General features: G+C 57.7%; 20 protein-coding genes and 1 other annotated feature. Of the genes, 13 read left to right on the top strand and 7 right to left on the bottom strand.

Translation table 11 applies throughout. From position 1 onward, the window contains the following. The first annotated feature begins 48 nt into the window (after positions 1-48). From sigY to H7B67_RS02875, 6 genes are read left to right on the top strand one after another with little or no spacing between them, the layout of a single operon-like run. On the top strand, positions 49-609 hold the full coding sequence (gene sigY, locus H7B67_RS02900) for an RNA polymerase sigma factor SigY (protein WP_185118298.1): 561 nt from the start codon (positions 49-51) through the stop codon (positions 607-609). After that, on the top strand, positions 581-994 hold the full coding sequence (locus tag H7B67_RS02895; protein ID WP_185118297.1) for a YxlC family protein: 414 nt from the start codon (positions 581-583) through the stop codon (positions 992-994). The genes sigY and H7B67_RS02895 overlap by 29 nt, the downstream gene beginning before the upstream one ends. Beyond that, positions 982-1167: a sigmaY antisigma factor component gene (locus H7B67_RS02890; protein WP_185118296.1), complete on the top strand. Its 186-nt coding sequence runs from the start codon at positions 982-984 to the stop codon at positions 1165-1167. The genes H7B67_RS02895 and H7B67_RS02890 overlap by 13 nt, the downstream gene beginning before the upstream one ends. Before the next feature lie 19 nt (positions 1168-1186). Next, positions 1187-1390, top strand: coding sequence for a PLD nuclease N-terminal domain-containing protein (locus H7B67_RS02885; RefSeq protein WP_185118295.1), 204 nt, complete (start codon positions 1187-1189; stop codon positions 1388-1390). A 2-nt stretch (positions 1391-1392) separates the two neighbouring features. Next, positions 1393-2316: an ABC transporter ATP-binding protein gene (locus H7B67_RS02880; RefSeq protein ID WP_185118294.1), complete on the top strand. Its 924-nt coding sequence runs from the start codon at positions 1393-1395 to the stop codon at positions 2314-2316. Further along, the gene (locus H7B67_RS02875; RefSeq protein ID WP_185118293.1) at positions 2313-3107 is read left to right on the top strand and encodes an ABC transporter permease; all 795 of its coding nucleotides are present in this window, start codon (positions 2313-2315) and stop codon (positions 3105-3107) included. Before H7B67_RS02880 ends, H7B67_RS02875 begins: the two co-directional genes overlap by 4 nt. A 75-nt stretch (positions 3108-3182) precedes the next feature. On the opposite strand, the gene asd is transcribed toward H7B67_RS02875, so the two are convergent. Then, positions 3183-4271 (bottom strand): aspartate-semialdehyde dehydrogenase, encoded by a 1089-nt coding sequence (asd, locus tag H7B67_RS02870; RefSeq protein WP_185118292.1) that lies wholly within the window; start codon positions 4269-4271, stop codon positions 3183-3185. 116 nt (positions 4272-4387) lie between these two features. Beyond that, positions 4388-4656, bottom strand: a binding site (T-box leader). Between the two features lie 169 nt (positions 4657-4825). Here asd and H7B67_RS02865 point away from each other — a divergent pair. Together H7B67_RS02865 and H7B67_RS02860 are read left to right on the top strand one after the other, a co-directional pair. Continuing rightward, positions 4826-8374 carry an InlB B-repeat-containing protein gene (locus H7B67_RS02865; protein WP_185118291.1) on the top strand — a complete coding sequence of 1183 codons (3549 nt, stop codon included), beginning with the start codon at positions 4826-4828 and terminating at the stop codon, positions 8372-8374. Positions 8375-8533: 159 nt separating this feature from the next. Beyond that, the gene (locus H7B67_RS02860) at positions 8534-10561 is read left to right on the top strand and encodes a methyl-accepting chemotaxis protein (protein ID WP_185118290.1); all 2028 of its coding nucleotides are present in this window, start codon (positions 8534-8536) and stop codon (positions 10559-10561) included. Positions 10562-10660: 99 nt separating this feature from the next. On the opposite strand, the gene H7B67_RS02855 is transcribed toward H7B67_RS02860, so the two are convergent. Then, entirely contained in the window at positions 10661-11170 is a 510-nt protein-coding gene (locus tag H7B67_RS02855) for a DUF2167 domain-containing protein (RefSeq protein ID WP_185118289.1), read from the bottom strand. Between the two features lie 238 nt (positions 11171-11408). On the opposite strand from H7B67_RS02855, the gene H7B67_RS02850 reads away from it, so the two are divergent. Continuing rightward, the gene (locus tag H7B67_RS02850; protein WP_185118288.1) at positions 11409-11645 is read left to right on the top strand and encodes an NHLP leader peptide family RiPP precursor; all 237 of its coding nucleotides are present in this window, start codon (positions 11409-11411) and stop codon (positions 11643-11645) included. Here the strand turns inward: H7B67_RS02850 and H7B67_RS02845 are convergent. Next, positions 11642-13537 carry a sensor histidine kinase gene (locus tag H7B67_RS02845; protein ID WP_185118287.1) on the bottom strand — a complete coding sequence of 632 codons (1896 nt, stop codon included), beginning with the start codon at positions 13535-13537 and terminating at the stop codon, positions 11642-11644. The genes H7B67_RS02850 and H7B67_RS02845 overlap by 4 nt on opposite strands. Positions 13538-13706: 169 nt before the next feature. Here H7B67_RS02845 and H7B67_RS02840 point away from each other — a divergent pair, with 169 nt between their 5' ends. The 3 genes from H7B67_RS02840 to H7B67_RS02830 all read left to right on the top strand — a co-directional run bounded on the left by H7B67_RS02840 (position 13707) and on the right by H7B67_RS02830 (position 15605). Further along, on the top strand, positions 13707-13985 hold the full coding sequence (locus H7B67_RS02840) for a LysR substrate-binding domain-containing protein (protein WP_185118286.1): 279 nt from the start codon (positions 13707-13709) through the stop codon (positions 13983-13985). 290 nt (positions 13986-14275) lie between these two features. Continuing rightward, the gene (locus H7B67_RS02835) at positions 14276-14569 is read left to right on the top strand and encodes a hypothetical protein (protein ID WP_185118285.1); all 294 of its coding nucleotides are present in this window, start codon (positions 14276-14278) and stop codon (positions 14567-14569) included. Positions 14570-14732: 163 nt separating this feature from the next. Next, on the top strand, positions 14733-15605 hold the full coding sequence (locus tag H7B67_RS02830; protein WP_185118284.1) for an AraC family transcriptional regulator: 873 nt from the start codon (positions 14733-14735) through the stop codon (positions 15603-15605). A gap of 9 nt (positions 15606-15614) precedes the next feature. Here the strand turns inward: H7B67_RS02830 and H7B67_RS02825 are convergent, their stop codons facing one another. Both H7B67_RS02825 and H7B67_RS02820 read right to left on the bottom strand, forming a co-directional pair. After that, positions 15615-16838 (bottom strand): MFS transporter, encoded by a 1224-nt coding sequence (locus H7B67_RS02825; RefSeq protein ID WP_185118283.1) that lies wholly within the window; start codon positions 16836-16838, stop codon positions 15615-15617. A 60-nt stretch (positions 16839-16898) separates the two neighbouring features. After that, positions 16899-18038: a winged helix-turn-helix domain-containing protein gene (locus H7B67_RS02820; protein WP_185118282.1), complete on the bottom strand. Its 1140-nt coding sequence runs from the start codon at positions 18036-18038 to the stop codon at positions 16899-16901. A gap of 197 nt (positions 18039-18235) precedes the next feature. On the opposite strand from H7B67_RS02820, the gene H7B67_RS02815 reads away from it, so the two are divergent. Next, positions 18236-19168 (top strand): DMT family transporter, encoded by a 933-nt coding sequence (locus H7B67_RS02815; RefSeq protein WP_185118281.1) that lies wholly within the window; start codon positions 18236-18238, stop codon positions 19166-19168. A 295-nt stretch (positions 19169-19463) separates the two neighbouring features. On the opposite strand, the gene H7B67_RS02810 is transcribed toward H7B67_RS02815, so the two are convergent. Both H7B67_RS02810 and H7B67_RS02805 read right to left on the bottom strand, forming a co-directional pair. Then, a complete protein-coding gene (locus H7B67_RS02810) occupies positions 19464-20366 on the bottom strand; it encodes a hypothetical protein (protein WP_185118280.1) in 903 nt (300 codons plus the stop codon). Next, positions 20353-20898, bottom strand: a complete 546-nt coding sequence (locus tag H7B67_RS02805) for an RNA polymerase sigma factor (RefSeq protein ID WP_245363707.1) — start codon at positions 20896-20898, stop codon at positions 20353-20355. Before H7B67_RS02805 ends, H7B67_RS02810 begins: the two co-directional genes overlap by 14 nt. Positions 20899-20925 lie beyond the last annotated feature (27 nt).

The raw sequence follows: 20925 nt of genomic DNA, 5'->3' as shown, positions 1-20925 counted from the left end.
CGAGAGACGCTGTTTCTATTTAACTATCCGAGAGGAGCCCCGGCTGTCATGAGCACGAACGAGCTTGAAGCCTCTGCCCAGATCCGACTAGCCGTCCGGGGCGATACGAAGGCGCTGGCCAGCTTGTTGCACGACCATTACGCCCTGCTTTACAAATACATGCTCAAGATCACGATGAATAAGGCGTTGGCGGAGGATCTCGTGCAGGAGACGATGCTGAAGGCGATCGAGCGGATCGGGACTTTCCAGGCGAAAGCGAAGTTCTCGACCTGGCTCATCTCCATCGCGACGAGATTGTACATGGACGAGATGCGGCGCAAGGGGAGAGAGCGCAAGTGGCAATCGGACGAGCAAGCCCTTCAGGCGATTCGTTTCGAGGCCGCGATGTCCCGGGAGGAGTGGCCGAGCGCGCTCGACGCTTTGGCCGGGCTGCCGCCGGACGTACGAGTGCCGATCATGCTGAAGCATTATTACGGTTATTCGTACGAGGAGATCGCCCAATGGCTCGACATTCCGCTCGGGACGGTCCGGTCAAGGCTGCACAACGGTTTGAGCCGACTGAGAAAGGAGTTGAACGACGATGACGGGACGCAGACTGGAACGAAATAGCGGCGATACGGGAAAAGACGAGGGATTCCGCAAGACGCAGCCGGAGAAGAGAGCGACGGAAGCGGAGGAGGCGAAGGCGTTCGAGGAGCTGCTTGGCGAGCCGTTAAGGGGCTGGGACGAGAGAATCGAGCCGTCCGTGCCGCATCTTCTGGAGCTGGAGGCGCTGGTGACCCGCCACCGGGAGGAGTCCGGCCGCAAGCTATGGCGCGACCTCTTCATGCTGTGGCTGCTCGGCATCCTCGTCATTAGCGGGATGATTCTCCTCTATCGATGGAATGTCATCGCGTTCGCGGTCCTGCAAGCTCTCGCGGTAGCGGGCGCCGTTCTCTTCCTGGCCGTCTCATCCCGCAAGAACCGGGAGGCGAAGCGCGAATGGACGACGTGAAAATCTGGGTTCTGGCGGCCGTCATTCCGCTGATGCTGTGCCAATCCACCTGGCTCTATACCGACGCGCGGAAGCGCGGCCGATACCCGTGGTTCTGGGCGATCTGGGGGCTGATCCAATGCCCTATGCCGCTTCTTTTCTACTGGTTGATCGTTCGCAGGAAAAGACGCTGACTAGGAGGCTTGAACTCTAATGGATAATCTAACGAATTCTCAATGGATCTCCCTGATCGTCCCTTTGCTTATCGTGCAGTTAATCCTTATCGCGGTTGCTCTTACCGTGCTGGTTAAAGCGGACAGGACGAGAGGGCCGAAGTGGCTCTGGGCGATCGTGATCGTGCTGGTGAACCTGCTGGGCCCGATCGCCTTCTTCCTGTTCGGCAGGAGGTCGGATTAACGATGGCGCTGCTTACGGTAGATCGGCTGACCAAACGATTCGAAGGCACGCTGGCGGTCGACGGCATCAGCTTCGCCATCGGCGAGGGCCGTTGCGTCGCTCTGCTGGGCCCGAACGGCGCCGGCAAAACGACGACCATCCGGATGCTGACGGGCTTGCTGCAGCCGTCCTCCGGGGCCATTCGGCTTGAAGGGATGAAGCCGGGCCAGGACCTTAGGGCATGGATCGGCTACCTGCCCCAGACTCCGGCGTTCTACGGCTGGATGACGGGGCGCGAATTTCTCGTCTACGCGGGCCGGCTGTGCGGGCTCTCGGCGAAGGAGGCCTACGCTAGAAGCGACGAGCTGCTGGCGCGCGTCGGCATCGGCGCCGCCGGCAAGCGCCGAATCTCCGGCTACTCCGGCGGCATGAAGCAGCGGCTCGGCCTTGCGCAGGCGCTGATCCACCGGCCGAAGCTGCTCATCCTGGACGAGCCCGTCTCCGCGCTCGATCCGATCGGCCGGCGCGAGGTCATGACGCTGCTCGGGGAGCTGAAGAGCGAGACGACGGTGTTGTTCTCGACGCATGTGCTCCATGACGCGGAGGAGCTGTGCGACGATGTTCTTATCATGAGCGCGGGGCGTCTCGCGGAAGGAGGCTCGCTGAGCGGCATTCGCGAGGCGAACCGGCAGCCGATGATGTCGCTGGAGACCGAGGGGGATTCCCGTTCCAAGGAGTGGCTCGAAGGCTGGCTAAAGCGGCTTCCGGCCGGCTTCGAAGCCGCATCGGCGACGCCGGCGGGAGCCCGGCTTATCGTTCGGGATCTCGAGACGGCGCGCCGAACGGTTATCCGGGAGCTGGCCGACGCGGACGTTCGCGTAACGAAGCTGGAGGTCGGCTACACGACTCTCGAGGATCTGTTCCTGAAGGCGGTGGCTCACTCATGAAACAATGGTTCGTGCTGTTTAACAAAGAATGGCTGGAGATTCTCCGCAGCTATCGCATCATATGGTTGCCCATCGGCTTTATCGTGCTCGGAGCTTCCCAGCCGATCGCTACCTTTTTCATGCCCGACATTCTCGCCAGCGCGGGCAATATGCCCGAGGGCGCCGTCATTCGGATTCCGACTCCCCAGCCGTTCGAAGTCATGGCCGGCGCCCTTTCGCAATTCGGCGTCATCGGCCTGCTGCTTGTCGCCTTATCCGGCATGGGAGCCATCTCGGGCGAGAAAGCTTCGGGAACGGCCGCGATGGTTCTTGTCAAACCGGTCTCGCACGTGTCCTTCGTGACGGCGAAATGGGCGGCCCTTCTCTTGCTCGCGGTATTGTCGTTCGCCGCCGGCTACGGTGCCGCCTGGTATTATACGGCCAGCCTCTTCGACTCCGTAGGATGGGGAGAGGTCGTGCAAAGCGCGCTGCTATTCGCGCTTTGGCTCGGCTTCGTCGGCACGCTCGCGCTGCTGTTCAGCTCTCTGCTCCGAAGCGCCGCCGCGGCGACCTTCGGGGCCTTGGCGACGGCCGCCGTGCTCTCCATCGCGTCAAGCTCGCTTCCGTTCGAGCAGAGCTGGAACCCCGGCCGCTTGTCCGGACTCGCGGCCGAGAGCCTGAATGCCGGCGCCGCTTCTCCGGGCGATGGCCAAGGAGCCGTCTGGCTGACGGTTATCGTCACCGCGACGGCCATGCTCGCGGCGCTCGCCGCCTCCGCAAGATCCTTAAAGCGCATGCCGTCCAACGACTAGCGAAACCATAATAAAGGCCGGAGCTCCTCGAACTCGAGGACTCCGGCCTTCTTCGCGCTGCATTGCCGTGTCGGCTTATTGCTTCGCCTTAATATATCCTTCCGCCGTCAGCAGCTCGGCGATCAGAACCGCGCCGCCCGCCGCTCCGCGGAGCGTGTTGTGGGAGAGGCCGACGAACTTGAAGTCGTACAGGGAGTCCTCGCGCAGTCGGCCTGCGGAGACGCCCATTCCGCCTTCGATGTCGCGGTCCAGATTCGTCTGCGGACGGTTCTCTTCCTCGAAGTACGTGATGAACTGCTTCGGCGCGCTAGGGAGCTCGAGCTCCTGCGGACGTCCCTTGTAGCCCTTCCAGGCTTCGAGAATTTGTTCCTTCGAAGGCTTCTTCCCGAACGAGACGAATACCGTCGCGAGGTGGCCGTCCGTTACCGGAACGCGGATGCATTGAGTCGTGATGTGCGGCTCGCTCGCCTTGACGATCGCTCCGTTCTCCACGGTCCCCCAGATGCGCAGAGGCTCTTGCTCGCTTTTCTCCTCTTCGCCCCCGATGTAAGGGATAACGTTGTCCAGCATCTCCGGCCAGTCGGAGAAGTTCTTGCCTGCCCCGGAGATCGCTTGGTAAGTCGAAGCGACGACCGTCTTCGGCTGGAATTCCTGCAGCGCGTGAAGCATCGGAACATAGCTCTGGATCGAGCAGTTCGGCTTGACGGCGATGAAGCCGGTCTCCGTTCCCAGGCGCTTGCGCTGGGCTTCGATCACTTCGAGGTGGCCCGGATTGATCTCCGGAATCACCATCGGGACGTCCGGCGTCCAACGGTGAGCCGAGTTGTTCGAGACGACGGGCGTTCCCGTCTTGGCATAGGCTTCCTCGAGCGCCTTGATCTCATCCTTCTTCATGTCCACCGCGCAGAAAATAAAGTCGACGCCGGAGGCGACCTCTTCGACCTTGGAAGCGTCTTGCACGACGATGGATTTCACTTCCTCCGGAATCGGAGTGGCGAGCTTCCATCTGCCCTGCACGGATTGCTCGTAGGTCTTGCCCGCCGAGCTTGCGCTGGCCGCGATTGCCGTTACCTTAAACCAAGGATGCCCATCCAGCAGTTGAATGAACCGTTGCCCTACCATACCCGTTCCGCCGACGATGCCGACCTTCAGTACTTGCGTCATTCGATTTATCTCCCCTCAAGTTGTTCTTTTCGACACTTTTCTTTACTTCCTATTACATGTGTTCCGGACTTCTTTTGCAACAATAAAAAAATCCCACCCCCAAGACTGCTTCCAGTCTTAGGGACGAGATTGGATTCCCGTGGTACCACCCCAGATTCGCGGAGATGTCGCCATGTCCGCCTCTTCGAGTACGGCCGGATCGAATCGGGCTTATACTCTAGCTCTGTAACAGGAGCTCCCGTCGCGCCACCCCCGCATCCATCGGACCGGTTCCGGCGCGCTGCTCAGAGTCTTTTTTCGATAACGGGTTCTTTGCTCCTTCACAGCGACCGGAGCTCTCTGGGAAAGAATCCTTGTTACCTACTCTTCTCTTCATCGCATTTCATTTGAATTATTTTAACAGATAACTAGCCCGGCGGTAAACGGTTTTCTTGAAATTTTGATCGGCCGGCATATTTGGGTCTGTCGAACTATTTGACATATCTAGTTAAATTGCCGAATTTTGTTTAAAATTATCTATGCAATAAGGAGTCACAGAATCGGGGGAGAAAACTATGGGCAGAAGAACCGGGTTCCGGTGGAAAAACGCGTTGATCGTCTTCATCGCCGTCCTGCTGGGAACGACGGGATGGATTCCTTTGGCGCCGGGCGGCTGGATGGACAGCGCCGCGGCATCGGCGAACCATTATTACATCAGCACGGTGGCAGGGAACGGAACGCCCGGAAGCATCGGGGATGGGGGGCCGGCGACTTCCGCGCAATTGTACTCCCCTATCGGAATAGCGGTAGACCCTGCGGGGGATCTCTACATATCGGAACGAAACAACAGCACCCTGCGGAAGGTGGATGCTTCGGGGACGATCAGTACGATAACGGACCCTTTGATGTTCTGGCAAACAGGCATTGTCTTCGACGATAGCGGGAATCTATATATCGCCAATACCGGACGACATACCATTCTTAAACGAACGCCGTCCGGAACCGTCTCGGTCGTGGCCGGCTCTCTGGGCTCTCAGGGCTACTCCGGGGACGGAGACCCAGCGACCTCGGCCTTGTTGGATATCCCGACCGCGGTGGCATTGGACGAGGACGGCAATCTGTATTTCTCGGATAGCGGTAACCACGTGGTACGCCGGGTGGATAACCTTACGGGGAAGATCAGCACGGTGGCGGGCAACGGCAGCTCTGGCTATTCGGGCGACGGCGGTTCCGCTCTTGATGCCAGATTTATAAATCCGCAAGGACTGGCGTTCGATGGTGACGGAAATCTGTATGTCGCCGATGTGGGAACCGGAACGGTACGGAGGGTAGATAAGGCGACGGGGATTATCGACACATACGCCGGATCCGGGAGCAGGGGGCACTCCGGCGACGGGGGGCCGGCCGTTTCGGCGCAGCTCGCTTCACCGTTGGGAATAATCTTCGACGGAGAAGGGAATTTGTACATCTCGGAAGAGTACTATATCCGCAAGGTGGATCCGGCAGGCGTTATCCGCACGATAGCGGGTTCGGGAACGCCGGGGTACTCCGGCGACGGAGGCGAAGCCGCCATGGCCTCGATGACCGCCATGCAATTCATGGACTTCGATAGAGACGGGCATTTGCTCTTCTCGGATGCAAACGCCGGCGTGGTCCGGAAGCTGGTCCCTTTCTATAAGGCAAGCTTCGAGAGCAACGGCGGTTCGGCTGTTGCCGCACAGAACGTAGACCCGGGGGATGTCGCGGCGGAGCCGGCTGCTCCGACGAAGACAGGCCATACGTTCGGCGGATGGTACGCGGACGCGGCTTTTACGACACTCTACGACTTCTCCGCCGCCGTTAACGAGGATTTGACCCTTTACGCCAAGTGGACGCCTATCCCGTATACGGTTACGTTCGACAAGAACGGCGGAGACACGGAGGCAAGCCCGGCTTCCTTGACGGTGAACTACGGCTCGTCGCCGGGAACGCTGCCGACCCCGCCTAGCCGGGCAGGGTACCGCTTCCTCGGATGGAACACATTCGCGGATGGCAGCGGTACGGCTTTCGGAGCGCCGACGGTCGTTACGGGGGATATAACGGTATACGCTCAATGGACCTTGGCATCGCCCGTTCTTTCGGCCGCGGCCGGCGACGGTCAAGCGACATTAACTTGGACGGACGTGCCGGGTGCCTTAACATACAGCCTTTATAGACGTTCCGGAAGGGACGCGTACGGGGTCGTTCCTCCCGACTCGGTGACCGGGACGGTCTATAAGGTAACCGGTCTGACGAACGGTACGACCTATACCTTCGCGGTACTGGCTCAAACCTCATCGGAAGCGGTGGTGTCCAACGAAATTCAGGTTACGCCAACGGACTCTCCCGTTGCCTTCTACGAAATAAGCTTCGAGAGCAACGGCGGAACGGCAGTCGCCTCTCTGAACGTGAACTCGGGGGATGCGGCGTTGGAGCCGTCGGCTCCGACGAAGACAGGCCATGCGTTCGGCGGATGGTATATGGACAAGGCCCTAACGATACCGTACGACTTCTCGGAGGCGGTCACTACGGACTTGACGTTATATGCCCAATGGACTCCGATCTCTTATACGGTGACGTTCGACAAGAACGGCGGCGATGCGGAGGCGAACCCCTCGATTCTAACGGTTGTTTACGGCTCGTCGGCGGGAACGCTGCCGGCTCCGCCTAGCCGGGCCGGATACCGATTCGACGGATGGAATACGGCGGCGGATGGAAGCGGGGCCTCGTTTGATGCTTCGACGATCGTCTCGGGTCATGTGACCTTATACGCCCAGTGGACAGCGTTGCCTGCCTCGCCTCCTGCCAGTTCGGCCATAACCATCGATATCGTCGACGGCAAGGGAGGCACGACCGTCGATTCCGCAGTCGTGAATCGAACGATCGTAGACGGACTGTACGAGGATCGGGTTCCGCTGTCCGCCGGGAAGGCGGCCCAAGCCTTCGGCAGGCTGAAGGAGCTTGGTTCGGATTACGGGAAGCTTGTCTTCCCGGACGACAAGGGCAAGGCGCGTTACTTGAGCGTGATGTTTGCGAACGAGACGGCCAAGCTGTTGTCGGACAGCGGGACGAACGCGGAGATCCAATCCGTCCATGCCAGAATCTATATCCCCGGCAATTCGTTCGCAGGGGCGACGGAGGATTGGACGTTCGGAATCGTTCCGATTCTGGAGGAAGAAGTCCGAAAGGAAGTCGTCTCCAAGGCGAAGACGGATGCGTTGACACAAGAAGCAGCAGGGGGAGCCGGCGCCGAAGTCGATGCCGCCGGCAAGCCTGTCCGGATCGAGTCGAATTCGTCCGACCGCAAGATCGATCTCATCTTGCCATTGGAAGGGACGCCGACCGACGAGGAGGAACTGATCGCGTTCGTCGAACATGAAGACGGGACGAAGGAGCTAATTCCAGGAAAGGTTGTCGATTACGATGCCGAAGGCAAACTAGGCTTCCGCATTTCCGTCGATAAGTTCGGCACTTTCACGGTCCTGAATCTGCCGAAGGACCTGGAAGAACACATAGCCTTCATTCTCGGCTATGGAGACGGAACCTTCGGACCTGAACGGAATCTGACGCGAGCGGAGATGGCGGCAATTCTGTCTCGTGTCATCGATCGTGGCGAGAATGATGAAGCTAGAGCGTATTCCGACATCGCAGCGGGATACTGGGCGCAGGACGAGATCGTTCGGACGACCCGAATGGGCCTGATGAGCGGGTACACGGACGGCCGCTTCAAGCCGGATGCTCCGATCACCCGCGCGGAGATGGCGAGCGTTCTCTCGCGGCTTCTGACCCTCGATGCAAACGGCGGCTTCGGATTCCCCGACACCGAAGGCACTTGGGCGGCTCTATCTATTCGTAAGGCGCAAGCCGCCGGTGTCGTAACAGGGTACGAGGACGGCTCGTTCCGTCCGAACGCCAAGCTGACGCGCGCCGAAGCGGTCGCGATGATCGATCGGCTATTGGGCAGAGGCCCGCTGTCCGGCGCGCCGCAGCAATGGAAGGATGTCCCGCCTGCTTATTGGGCATATGGTTACATTCAAGAAGCGTCGATCGATCATCGATTCGAAGAAGAGGCGAATAGGGAAGAGGTATACGTTCCTATTCCGTAATCAAGCGAGTTGCGCGAAAGAGCCTTCGACCGCCATGGGCGCGAGAAGGCTCTTCTTAATATGGCATTATTTTCATGGATTCTTTAGACGGGTTTCAGCGGGAATTCAGCTTTGGAGGTCTATAATCGGGAAACCGTTGGAATGAAGGAGACCTCTACCATGAATATTGCCTCTAAGCTTAACCCTTCCAAATTCAAGTTGAAGATCGGCTCGGTCCGGAATAAATTGGTGCTTTCCTTCCTGCTGATTCTGCTGCTGCCGAGCCTGGCGATCGGAACGTTCGGATACATAACGGCCAAGGATAAAGTGGACGAGCAGCTGGAAAGCATGGCGACGACCGATATTGCCCTCGTCAGCGACCTGGTCGATCAATACATACAAGAGAAAATATCGGACGTGAACCAGTTGTCGCGGCAGCTGTCGAATATGCCGGCAAGCGAGCTGCTGGATGCCTACGCCCAGAGCCATTCCGAAGCGGAATCGGTCACGGCCGTCATGGACGATGGAGCGTCCTTCTATTCGACGAGCAGCGTGCAGACGGCATCCGATTTCATGGAGAGCGATGTGTACGCCCAAGCGATGAATAGCAAAGGGGAGGTCGTTCTAACCGAGCCTTATACGTCGGAGGATTCGGGAGATACGGTCGTGGCGCTCGCCAAAGCCTCGGACGACGGTCGATCGTTCGTCTCCGTCGTTCTGGATTTGACCGGACTAAGCGACATCGTTGGCGGGGTCCGGATCGGGGAGAACGGCTTTATCGTCATCTTCAGCTCCAGCGGCGCCAACATCGTCTCTCCTCCTTGGGGCGTGGGAGGAACGGGGCAGCAAGGCGGCGACGTGCCTGCAGAGGGGGCGGAGGCGCCGCCGGCCGACGGTTCCGGCGGGCAGCAGGTTCTCTTCGACGGAGATTCGGGCGAGATCGATCAGGTTTCTCCGGAGGGAGATTCCAGGCATCTGATCTACATCACGAATGAATTGACCGGCTGGAAAATCGCGGGCGACCGTTCGCCGAGCGAAGTAACGAATGCGGCCTCCCCTATTTTGAATAATACGTTGATCGTCATCGTGATCTTCACGGTGATCGGCGCCGGCCTCATTCATTTGATTATCCGATCGATTACGAGGCCGCTCAAGGCTTTAACGGAAGCATCCCAAGTGATCAGCGAAGGGGATTTAAGCCGGCGAGCGGATGTGAAGGCGAAGGATGAGTTCGGGGAGCTGGGGGCGGCGTTCAATCGCATGGTCGATTCGCTCCGGTCCGTCGTGTCCGAAGTGGCGGACTCCTCGAATCAGTTGACGGCTTCTTCGCAGGAGCTATCGGCTAGCGCCGGTCAGACCGCGACGGCGGCGGACCATATCGTGGCGGCAATCGAACGGATGGCGGACGGAGCCGCCCGGCAGGCGAACCGGGTAGAGGATAGCTCGCGAACGATCCATGAGGTATCGGATCGAATCGGACAGATCGTCGGCAGCGCGCATACCGCCGCCGATACGACAAGACAGGTCGCGGCGAGATCCGCGGAAGGCGGGGAAGCCATTCGGAACGCCGTCCGGCAGATGAGTTCGATCAGCGGCTCGGTCGACGGGCTGGCGGAGGTCATCGATCGATTGGTCGCAACCTCCCTGGAGATCGGCCAGACCATCGGCGTGATCTCGGATCTCTCCCAGCAGACGAACATTCTGGCTCTGAACGCGGCTATCGAGGCGGCGAGGGCCGGAGAAGAAGGCCAAGGCTTCGGCGTCGTGGCGGGCGAAGTGAAGAAGCTCGCCGAGCAGTCCGCGAAGTCGGCGAAGCAAGTCGCTTCCCTGAACTCCGCTATCCGGGCGGAGATCGCCAACGTCCAAGTCTCGATGCGATCGGCCATGGATGAAGTAAACGAAGGGATCGAAGTCGTCGAGACGGCGGGAAGGCTGTTTACCGAGATCGAGGCTTCCGTCGACGAAGTGCGCTGCCAAGTGCAAGGCGTTACTCATTCGGCCGAGGAGATCGCCAAAGGAACGGCTCTAGTCGTGAAAGCGATCGAGGACATCTCGAAGGTGTCCCAACAGGCGGCGGCCGGCGCGCAAACCGTGTCGGCATCCACGCAACAGCAGCTGGCTTCCATGGAACAGATCTCTTCGTCTTCGTCCTCTTTGAGCCAAATGGCCGTTCAACTGCAAGGTTTAGTGGATAGATTCAAGCTTTAAAGCAGTTGGCGCATAATACGGCAATGTGTTCGCAAAAAAACAAGGCTCCCTGCTCGCAGGGGGCCTTGTTGCGGCTATGAAGCGTTGATATCGTCGAGGTTATCCGTCCTTCGAAGCCGTGGATTCCTGGTCTCGAGGAGTCGTGCTCGCATTGGAATTGGCATTGGCATTAGCTTTGGCTTTGGACTTGCCGCGGAGCCACCGCCAGAGTCCCGCCGCCGCCGCGACAATGACGATGCCGAATTTCTTGAGGGCGATCAGGATGACCGCGAGCAGGCCCGCCTTCTTGGCTACGGCCAGACCGGCGCCGCCTACGACCAATGCCGCAAGCCCCATGTTCGACTTTTTATCCGTCGAGGCGTCGAAGTCCTCGTAGCGGCTTCCTTCCTTAATGGCAAGCCCGCCAAGAACGTCGGATTCCATCCGCGCTCTCGATGACGCAAGCCGGTCGGGATCGCAAACCAGGATCGCGGATATGTAGCCTTCTCTAGTCAGCAAGCGAATGTTGTAATTGATGATTTGATTCTGATAAATATCGTGGGCGATAAGAGACCAAGTCAGGCTGTGCAAGCCTTCATCGTAATGAGGGGCGGTCTCCCATCCGTCCACGAACGTTTACAGCGAATATCGTTCTAAGTAACCAGGCCCTCTGCGCCTATGCAAAGGGCCTACGAGACTATATTTGGGAACGGAGTCATTGGCAGCCTGGGCTTCCGGGGATAAGGGATCGGCCGTCATGCGTCGATTGTAACCTACTATGTCGATTCAAATAATTCTATGACGAAAAAAGAGAAATTATGGTAACATAGAGAAGTAGTCCAATTAGCCTAGGAAGGTCGTGTAGCCAATGTCCGTGGAATCGTTGAAAGTGCAAATTATCAAGAAGGCATGGGAAGATCCGGAATTCAAGAAGCTGTTGCTTGCCGACCCCAAGGGCGCGATCAAGCAAGAATTCGGCATCGACGTGCCGGCGGATGTCGAGCTGAAGGTCGTCGAAGAGACTTCCTCGAGCTATTATCTGGTCATTCCTCCGGCTCCGGATGCGGCTTCGGCGGATAATTCGGTCAAGTACACTTGGACCTAGTTTGGGTGCGTAAGCGGGAACCGAATCCAAGCTTCGGTTCCTTTTCCTTTCTCGCTTCGGAATTCCAACGTCCCGTTCATGACTTCGATAATACGGAACGTAACCATTAAACCAAGTCCGGTTCCTTTCGTCTTTGTCGAGAAATACGGTTCTCCCAATCTGGCGACTTGCTCCTTCTCCATCCCCTCCCCGTTATCCGCGATACGAATGACCGCCATTGAATTTTCCTCCTTCGCATCGATCTCAATGATTCCGTTATCTTGCAAGGCCTCGATGCTGTTCTTGATGATATTCATGAAGGCTTGCTTGAACTTTGAAGGGTTGCCGAGGATATGCAATTGGTCCGGCACTTTGACTTGGAAGACCGCTCCGTTAATTGCGGCCAAAGGGCTCATGATCGTCTCTACGGTGGTTAGCTCCTCTTTAAGATTTAAGGCAACGATAGAGTCTAGTTCGGGCTTGGCAAAGGTAAGGAAATCCGTAATGATCATTGAGGCCCGGTCTAACTCGTTGATCGCCATGGAGAAGTGGGTCTTGTTGACTTCGTTGGATCTGGCGGAGATCAATTGCAGAAAGCCTCTGGTGACTTGCAGCGGGTTGCGAACCTCATGCGCGATTGAAGCGGCGAGCTCGCTTACGAATTCCAGTTTCTCGGTTCGCTGCAGCTGATGGTTAAACAACTCCAGTTCCTTGGAATAGGCCAAGAGCTTCTGGTGGTCGGCCGAAATTTTCCGCGCGAGCACGATTACGAGGGAAACTATCAACAACACGATCCCGATCTTCCATCGGTACACGAGAGGCATAGTATCGCTTGTATAGATCGTTACCAGGTCGGCAACGCCCGAGACAGCTAGAGCAAGAAAACCAAGGGAAACGATGATGCCGTCTTTATTCCCCCGAACGGATTGAATGACGGAATGGCTTAGAACCAGAAGCAAATGAATAAAAATCATCGGAGCCAATAACCAAAAGGTAAACAGCTTATAATAGAAAAAGAAGGATTCGCCTATGATTCCGTTAAGAATCAAGATAAGAAAACCAAATACGGAGTAGCCCGCAAACCATTTGCCGAACCTGCGGAAGAAGACAAGCTTGCCGTCAAAGATGGAAGCCACATAAAAATGAAGAGCGGGAAAGACAACGAGCATCGAAGTATCAAATAAAAACTGAAGGATTTTTCCTATTTCGGGGAAATAAATGAACGGCAAAGTAGAATACATGATAATCAAGACGCTCGTCGCCAACGCTATGAGGCTAAGGGACACCCAGGCTCCGCGTTGTTGGCGTTTGAGATATCCGGATATCAACAGCATCAGGATGGATAGGAACGCGATAGAAGCCCCGAGCAGCAGGCTTGGAAGCTCCTTGCGGTTATAGGATTTGGACAACTCGTAGAAATCGCCGACATGGACGGCACTGACGATTCCCGCCCGGTCCATGGATGCAACGCGAATATACAAATCGGCGGATTGAGGTTTCGAATGGAGTGCTAGCAGCAGAGTGTTTCTATCGAAGATGGAATTCCGTTTGGAATCGTATAAGAGAAGTCCGTCTTCATAAACGGAAATGTGAAGCCCGTACATATGTTCGATGAGAAGCCCGGGAGTCAGCCATTTAGAGGTCGGCGGAATGGTTACATGGATCCATGCTCCGTTATATCCTTGGGGAACCGTCGTAGTCGGCTTATGGACGTTAACGTGGAGCCAGGGATCGTCAAGGGATGGAGATCCGCTTGTTTGCGTTTTATCGTTAAACCATTGGATTTCCCATTCTTTAATCATAACCGTTTCGCTTTCGTCAGACTCGGCATGCCCCGTTAACGGGCAAAGGGCGAGGAGGACGGCTAGCAAACCGATAATAAAGGGAACCGCCTTATAGCGGATAGCGTACATTATCTCACTCCTTAAGGCCAGGAATATCCCACGATAAGATCGTTCGACATTATTCGTCATAATCCTATATATCCAATATATCACATAATCATGTGGTAAAAAGGTACTATCAGAATGTATACGTAAAGAAAAAGACGGCACCGTCCCGTAGGGATGCGGTGCCGTCTTAATGGGCTATAGGGGTTACATGATCCGCGACCTTCTGCTGGACGGCACCGTGCACGTGGTGATCCGATACGACCCTCCCGAGCATCCGAAGGTATCCAGCGAGCTGTTATTCGAGGACGAGATCGTGTTGGTATCGGCAAAAGAAGGAACGATCGCGGATTTCTACTCCCCGAACTACTGCCATATCGAGTGGGGAGCCCCGTTCCCGGAACGGTTCGCGAGCCTGGTCGGACCCGGCTACCTTCCTCGCTGCATACGAACCGCTCCGGCACTATGCTGACGATGCTCCTGCAAGGCTCTGTCTTCGGATTTCTCCCTCTTTCGATCGTTCAGCCTTACCTCGAGGCTCGGAGGCTTTTCCGGCTGCCTCTCGAAGCGCCGAGTCTCATCATGAGGGGATACGCAAGCTATCTGATGGAGAAAAGGGGGCATTCCAGCGTGAGGCTGGGGTTAGCGATGCTTGGAATCGATCCGCGATAGCTGCAGTTAAGCTCCCGCCCTCACAAGCATGTCCTCTCCGACATACATTGCTACAAGAAACTTATTCTATGTAGGAGAGGATGATACGGTATGGCAGTTGCGCTGACGTATTGGATGGAAGTCGCCCTATGGGTCGCTTTGGGAGCGATGGCGGTCGATTTCCTGGCCGGGCTCTTCCAATCGCTCAAAGGAAACACGATCTCCAGCTTAAACGAGCCCGTGCTCGGCTACTTGAAAGATATCGTCTATTACGTGCTGCCGCTTCTCATGCTGGCGGGATTCTCGACGATGGACGAGACGGAATGGATCGTGAAGGCCGCTTACTTCGTAGGCGCCGCCGCGGTCGTGATCAAGTATCTGAAGGATATTAGGGCGAAGTTTTAATCGCTTGCCCTCTCGGCCAAGGCCTCTTGCGAATAACGCAAGGGGCCTTCTTGCCGCTTACGGATGATATAATGCCGTTAACGGGAAGGCCGCATAACGGTGCACGGATTGTCGGACGCTTCCGCCGCAATTCCGTTACCTTAATGGTAGAGGAGGTCAGGACATGGATTCGCTGAAGCATATGAACGACGCGCTTGCCTATATCGAACGGAACCTTGCGGGCGAGATCGATTACCGGGAAGCGGCGCTGCGGGCGCTCTGCTCCGAATATCATTTCAAGAGGATGTTCTCTTTCCTGGCGGGAGTTCCATTGTCGGAGTACGTTCGCCGCCGCAGGCTGACCCTTGCCGCGCTCGAGCTGCAAGGTAGCGGCATTCGGGTCATCGACCTGGCGATCAAGTACGGGTACGATTCGCCGGACTCGTTCTCGAGGGCGTTCCAGCAGCTGCACGGAATGACCCCGTCCGAAGCCAGGGGCAGCGGCCGCGCGCTTAAGGCGTATCCGCCCATGACCTTCCGACTTTCGATTCAGGGAGGCAACGGAATGAATTATCGCATCGTCGACAAGGAAGCATTCCGCATCGTAGGACTTAAGAAGAGGGTTCCGATCGTCTTCGAAGGGGTGAACCCGGAGATTGCCGCCATGTGGGCCAGCCTGGACATGGAAACGATCGATCTGCTCAAGAGGCTGTCGAATGTCGAGCCTATAGGATTGATCAGCGCTTCCGCGAACTTCGACGAGGGTCGAATGGAGGAGTGGGGGGAGCTGGATCATTATATCGGCGCCGCGACGACGGAAGAATGTCCGGAACGCTTGGCGAAGCTTGAGGTCGGGGCATCTACGTGGGCGGTATTCGAGGCGGTCGGTCCATTCCCAAGCGCGCTGCAGGACGTGTGGGGACGCATCTACTCGGAGTGGTTCCCGTCCTCCGGGTATGAGCTGGCGCCGGGACCGGAGATTCTGTGGAACGAGTCGAAGGACACGTCCTCGCCGAAGTACCGGAGCGAGATTTGGATTCCGGTGGTTCGCCGATAAGGGGGGGGGTTAATCGTTCGAATAGATGACCCTTTTCCAAAGCTTCCTCTGAAGGACGATCCCCGTCAGCCCGATGAACCCGACTAGAATTCCCACGGTCATAAAAGTGCCGGGAGCTCCCCGCCAACCGATCAGCAGGCCGCCCGCGAGCGGAGCAACGATGAAGATGGCGCTGGACAACGAGTCGAAGATGCCGCTTACCCGGCCGATCGCGTCCGGCGGGGTTTCCTTCTGCAGAATGTAGTTCATGCCGGTGGAGGTGAGTCCGGTCCCGACCCCGCCGACGAAGAAGACGAGCAGGAGCAGCCAGAGCGGATCCTCCGGCCGGAACATTCCCGCGGCGGCGAACATCAGGCCGATCAGCGCCGCGCCTCCTCCCAGCAGCCAGCCGTAGGCATGGAGCTGCTTGTAGCGGTGGAGCCACGCGACGCCGGACAGTCCGCCGGTTCCGATCGCGGTGACGATCCAGCCGATCAGCTCGGGCTTGTCGGGAGCGACCTCGCGCAGCAGAACGGCAAGCTGGGCGTCGATCAGCTGAATGCCGGCCAGGCCGGTCAGGCAGAAGCCTACGCTAGCGAGCAGCGTTCGGCTCCGCAGCAGGATTCGCCAGCCCTCGCTCCAAGCCGAGCGCAGGGCGGCCATTCCGGCGAGCGGGGCCGTCGCCTTGCTCACGCGTCCATGACGCGCCGGAACCGAAGCGAGCAGCAGCGCGGACAGGACGTAGCAGGCGGAGTTCACCGCCATGCAGCCGGCGGGAGAGACGGCCGTCGCGACGGAAGCGCCCAGAAGCGGTCCCAGGATCTTGGACAGCTGGAAGACGGCGCCGTTCAAGGAAGTCGCTTGAAGAAGCTGCCCGGCGTCGACGACGCTCCGGGTCATGGCCTGCTGGGCGGGATAATGGAAGACGCGGACGGCCGCGCGAAGCGTAATGAGCCCGAGCAGAACGCCCGGATTCGGGGCGAAGATCAATAGAACGGTAAGTACAGCGCGAATGAGGTCGGCGGCGATCATAAGGTTCCGCTTGTTCCACCAGTCCGCCGCGATTCCCGCGAATTGTCCGAATAGGATGCCGGGCACCGCGTAGGAGATCGGCACGAGCGCGACCGTCATCGCATCGGCCTTCCAGATGAAGCCGAGAAGAATCGAGACCGCCATGAGATCGAAGTAATCCCCGAACGCGGACAAGCCGTACGAAGCGAACATTTTGGCAAACGAGCGATTGCGCCTTAACATGCGGAAACCCCCTGTTTCGAGTCTTTGCAGACAGCGTAACAGGGGATTGTCAGAGAATGATCAGAGGAGCCGGCCGAGCAGAGACTCCGACAGCCGCAGCAGCCTGTCGAAGCCGTATTGCTCCGACAATCGCTCCCAGAGGCGCCGGCATTCGGACCGATAAAGGTCGTCGCGGCCCCTCGTGTCCAGGTATCTCAAGAGCATATTTACGCTGGCGATCAGATGAGGAGCGAACGACGTTTGCCTTAATGTCTCAATGGCCTCGCCTGCCGCTTGCCTGGCCGCCTCCGCCTCTCCCTTTTCATAGAGGAAGATGGCCTTGCCCGCCTGATACGCTCCGCGCTCCCGTTGAATGGGATGCTCGGCCAGAAGCTCGTCGCATTCCCGAAGCTTCGCCTCCGCCGCGTCACGATGGCCCTCGAGCAAGAGGAGCTGCATCTCCTTCAGCAGAAAATGCGAGGCGAAGCTGGGGGAATCCATATCCCGAATCGGCCGACGAATCGCTTCGAGCTCCGATCGGGCCTCCTGGAATCTGCCAAGCTCCAGGTAGAGGGAGACCGCGTTCAAACGAAGGTCGCACAGCCAATCGGTAGGGATGGATTCTCCCCGGGCGATCAGCTTCTCGAAATAGGGGAGAGAACGGCCCGGATCGGGTTGAATCGACGCATGGATAAAAACCGCGTAGGCCGCCTTCAGCCTGTCTTCGAGGCCGTCCGACCGCAGCAGCCATTCGAAATCCCCGCGCACGAAATGAACGTACACATCGTAGTAAGGATCGCTGGGCAGGCCGAGGGTCGCCTTGTTGGCCGCGAGAAGCTGAAGCGCCGCTCCCATTCCCAATCCGTGATATTTGGCGAGCATCCGCTTTACGTCCGACGCGAACTGCTCATCCTGCAGCAGTGGGCTTGCCGCCGAAGTCCGGTCGCGGCGCGTCAGCTTGTACCCTTGCCCCCGTACCGTTTCGATGCTCAGCAGATGCGGCCATCGGGCCGTTTTTTTGCGCAGGCGGTAGATATGGTCGTCCACGGTTCGATCCGTCGGCGCCTCGAGCGGCCAGACGGCGTCAAGCAGCGCTTCCCGGGAGAAGGAGCGTCCGTCGTGCTCGTACAAAAAACGCAGCAGGGCGAACTCCTTCGGAAGCAGAGGAAGGCTCTCTCCCGCGTAAGAGACCTGATAGGTATCCGGGTCGAACTGAATCATGGCGAGCCTCCTGCCGTTCACGCACGAAATGGGCTTATTTCCTAAAATGATGGCACGCGCCATAGGAGAAAGCAAGCCTCGCGCAAAGCTTTCTATTCCCATTTCTTTTCCCCAGGGCTATTGAAATAAAATCGCCTCTCTCCTACACTCAGGTGGTATGCTTTCAATAAACGACTACGGCAGGAGAGATCCGTCTCATGGCTAAGCCGCGGCATCTGAAGTCCAACCTTCTCTTGTTGCTGACCGCCTGCATCTGGGGCTTCGCTTTCGTCGCCCAGCGGGAAGGGATGGAGCATCTTGGGCCTTTCACCTTCAACGCGGCGCGTTTCGCCTTGGGGGCATTATCGCTCGTTCCGCTCATTCTATGGTTGGACGGAAGATCGGGGCGTTCTTCGGACGAGAGGGGAAAAGAGTACAAAAGAGGCGCGTCGGCAGGCATATGGGCGGGGATTATCCTGTTCGGCGGTTCTTCCCTTCAGCAGATAGGGCTTCTGTACACCACGGCAGGCAAGGCGGCTTTCGTCACCGGGCTCTATATCGTAATCGTGCCCTTTCTCGGCTTGTTCTTGAAGCAGCGCCTGAATCTCAACAACTGGGCGGGGGCGCTCCTGGCCATCGCCGGTCTTTATCTCCTATGCGTAACGAATGATCTGTCGCTGAACAGAGGAGATCTCTACGAGCTTGCCGGCGCCTTCCTCTGGTCGCTTCACATTCTTATGATCGACAAGCTGTCCCGTACGACTGACGGGCTCAAGCTGTCGTTGTTCCAAATAGTCACCTGCGCGGTTCTAAGCTTGATAGCGGCGCTTGCTTCGGAGACGATTCGGCTCGCCGATCTGTCGAACGCGCTCATTCCTCTGTTGTATGGCGGCATCTGCTCGGTCGGGATCGCGTATACGTTGCAAATCATCGGGCAGCAAAAGGCTCATCCGACGCAAGCGGCCATCATTCTGAGCATGGAGGCGGTGTTCGCGGCGGTAGGGGGCTACTTGATCTTAAACGAGCTTCTGGGAGTCCGCGGAGTGCTCGGCTGCTTGCTGATGCTGGCGGGAATGCTCCTTCCGCAGCTTCCTCCGAACCGGGATTGGCGTCTTGCCCGGGATACGAAAGGACATCAGCCTCTCCCGTAACGTAACGGAAATGAGAGCCCTTATTTCGTTCCGAAAGCCCGTTCTAGGAATGTAACGGAAGTGAGCGCCGTTATTTTGGGGAAAGGGGCAACAAAAGGGGATTCTACGCCGAATAAGGGCTCCTAGTTCCGTTAGAATCGGAAAGGGCGGTTTGGAGCCCGAATAAGGGCTGTCAGATCCGTTAGAGATGAGGAACGGCCGGCGGGGTGGGGGGATAAGGTTCGCAAGCAGCAGGAGAGACGGCGGAAAGCCGGTTCGCCCGTCGAGGAGAGGGGAGTCCCGGCTTTCGCAAAGTTTAATAGTAGTAAAATCTCGATTCGCTAGCGATGACGTTCCCGTCCGAGTCGATGCCTTCGAGCTTATACTCGTGGCTGTCGGCCGGCAGAAGACCGAACCAGTAAGTCTCGCCGTCCTTGCTGAACATGTTCAATTCGATCGGTTTATCGCTCCCGGTATCGCTCCCGGTATCGATAGCCTTTATTCGAACGATCCCAGGGTCGATAACCATTCCGAAGGAGTAAGGAATCCGTTTTTTACCGATTTCGTGATTCAGGGTGCCATCCAAGACGGTAAAGCCGGTTACGGGCCGGAACTTCGAGGAATAAGAATCCAGTTTCGTGATGACGCCGTTCTGCTTCAATAGACTATAAGCGATGCCGCCACTCGGCTCCCACCCGATTCCCTTCGATTCCTCCCAATAGAACTGATCGATTCCGAGATTCAAGGCCAGGATTCCGTTCTTCTCTTCGCCGTTCTTCCACATCAACATCATGAATTGGTTCCCGATGAGTACTTTGCCAATCAATTCTTTATTCTTTATAGCGGATTTCTCGACCATCAATCTCCGCCATTCCTCATCCGTCGGCTCCGGCTTGGACGCGATCCGTTCGATCGATTCCTTCAGGAGCGGGAGATCCTCCGGCAACGGAGCCGTCGGCACGACGGCGGGGGCGTTCGAGGGGACGACGGGAGGAGTAACGGGCGAATTCTCATCTCTCAAGAAGGCAAACAGGAGGATCGCAGCTACACCCAGCAAGGCCGCACAATAGGTTGCGTACCGCATCCCGCCTCGACGCCTCCTGCCGCCTCCGGATTCGGCATTCTCCCTGATTCGCCAAGCGAGCCGTTCGGTAAAAGCAACCGTTCTCAAAGGGTGCTCCCGAAGCTCCTCGTACCATTCCGGATTAGACGGGCTCATACGTGAATTCCTCCTTCAGCAGGTTGGACATTCGCTTGCGCGCTCCGAACAGCCTCGACTTGACGGTGCCTTCCGGAACGTCGAGAATGCGGGCGATCTCGAGAAGGGAGAGCTGGTACTTCGCGTGGAGCACGAGCACTTCCCGCTGTTTGACCGGCAGGGAGAATACATGCTTCCAGACGTCGTTCGCGGCCTCTTGCTCGAAGAAGGCCTGCTCGGCGGAGCGGTCGCTGCCGGAGGAAGTCCATGCCTCGATGAGGAGCACCCTGCGGAAGAAGGCCGAATTCCGGTAATTGAGGCTGATGTTGCGCGCGATCCGCAGCAGCCACGTTCGCACGGAGGCTTCGCCGCGGAAGGAGACGAGGTTGCGGTACGCCTGAAGGAACGCGTCCTGCGCGACGTCGTCGGCCATGGCGCGGTTCTTCGTGATGGAATAGGCGAAGCTCCAGACATCTTGGCCGTATTCCTTCATGAGCTCCTCTAACGTTAGAGGATCCATGGCCGTCATATGCTTCAATGAATCAGGGCTCAACGATGATCACCTCTACCGAATAGACAA

Origin of the sequence: Cohnella thailandensis (assembly GCF_014212135.1) — a bacterium.
In the GTDB taxonomy this organism is placed as follows: domain Bacteria; phylum Bacillota; class Bacilli; order Paenibacillales; family Paenibacillaceae; genus Cohnella; species Cohnella thailandensis.
This window is presented reverse-complemented; position numbering and strand designations above follow the sequence as displayed.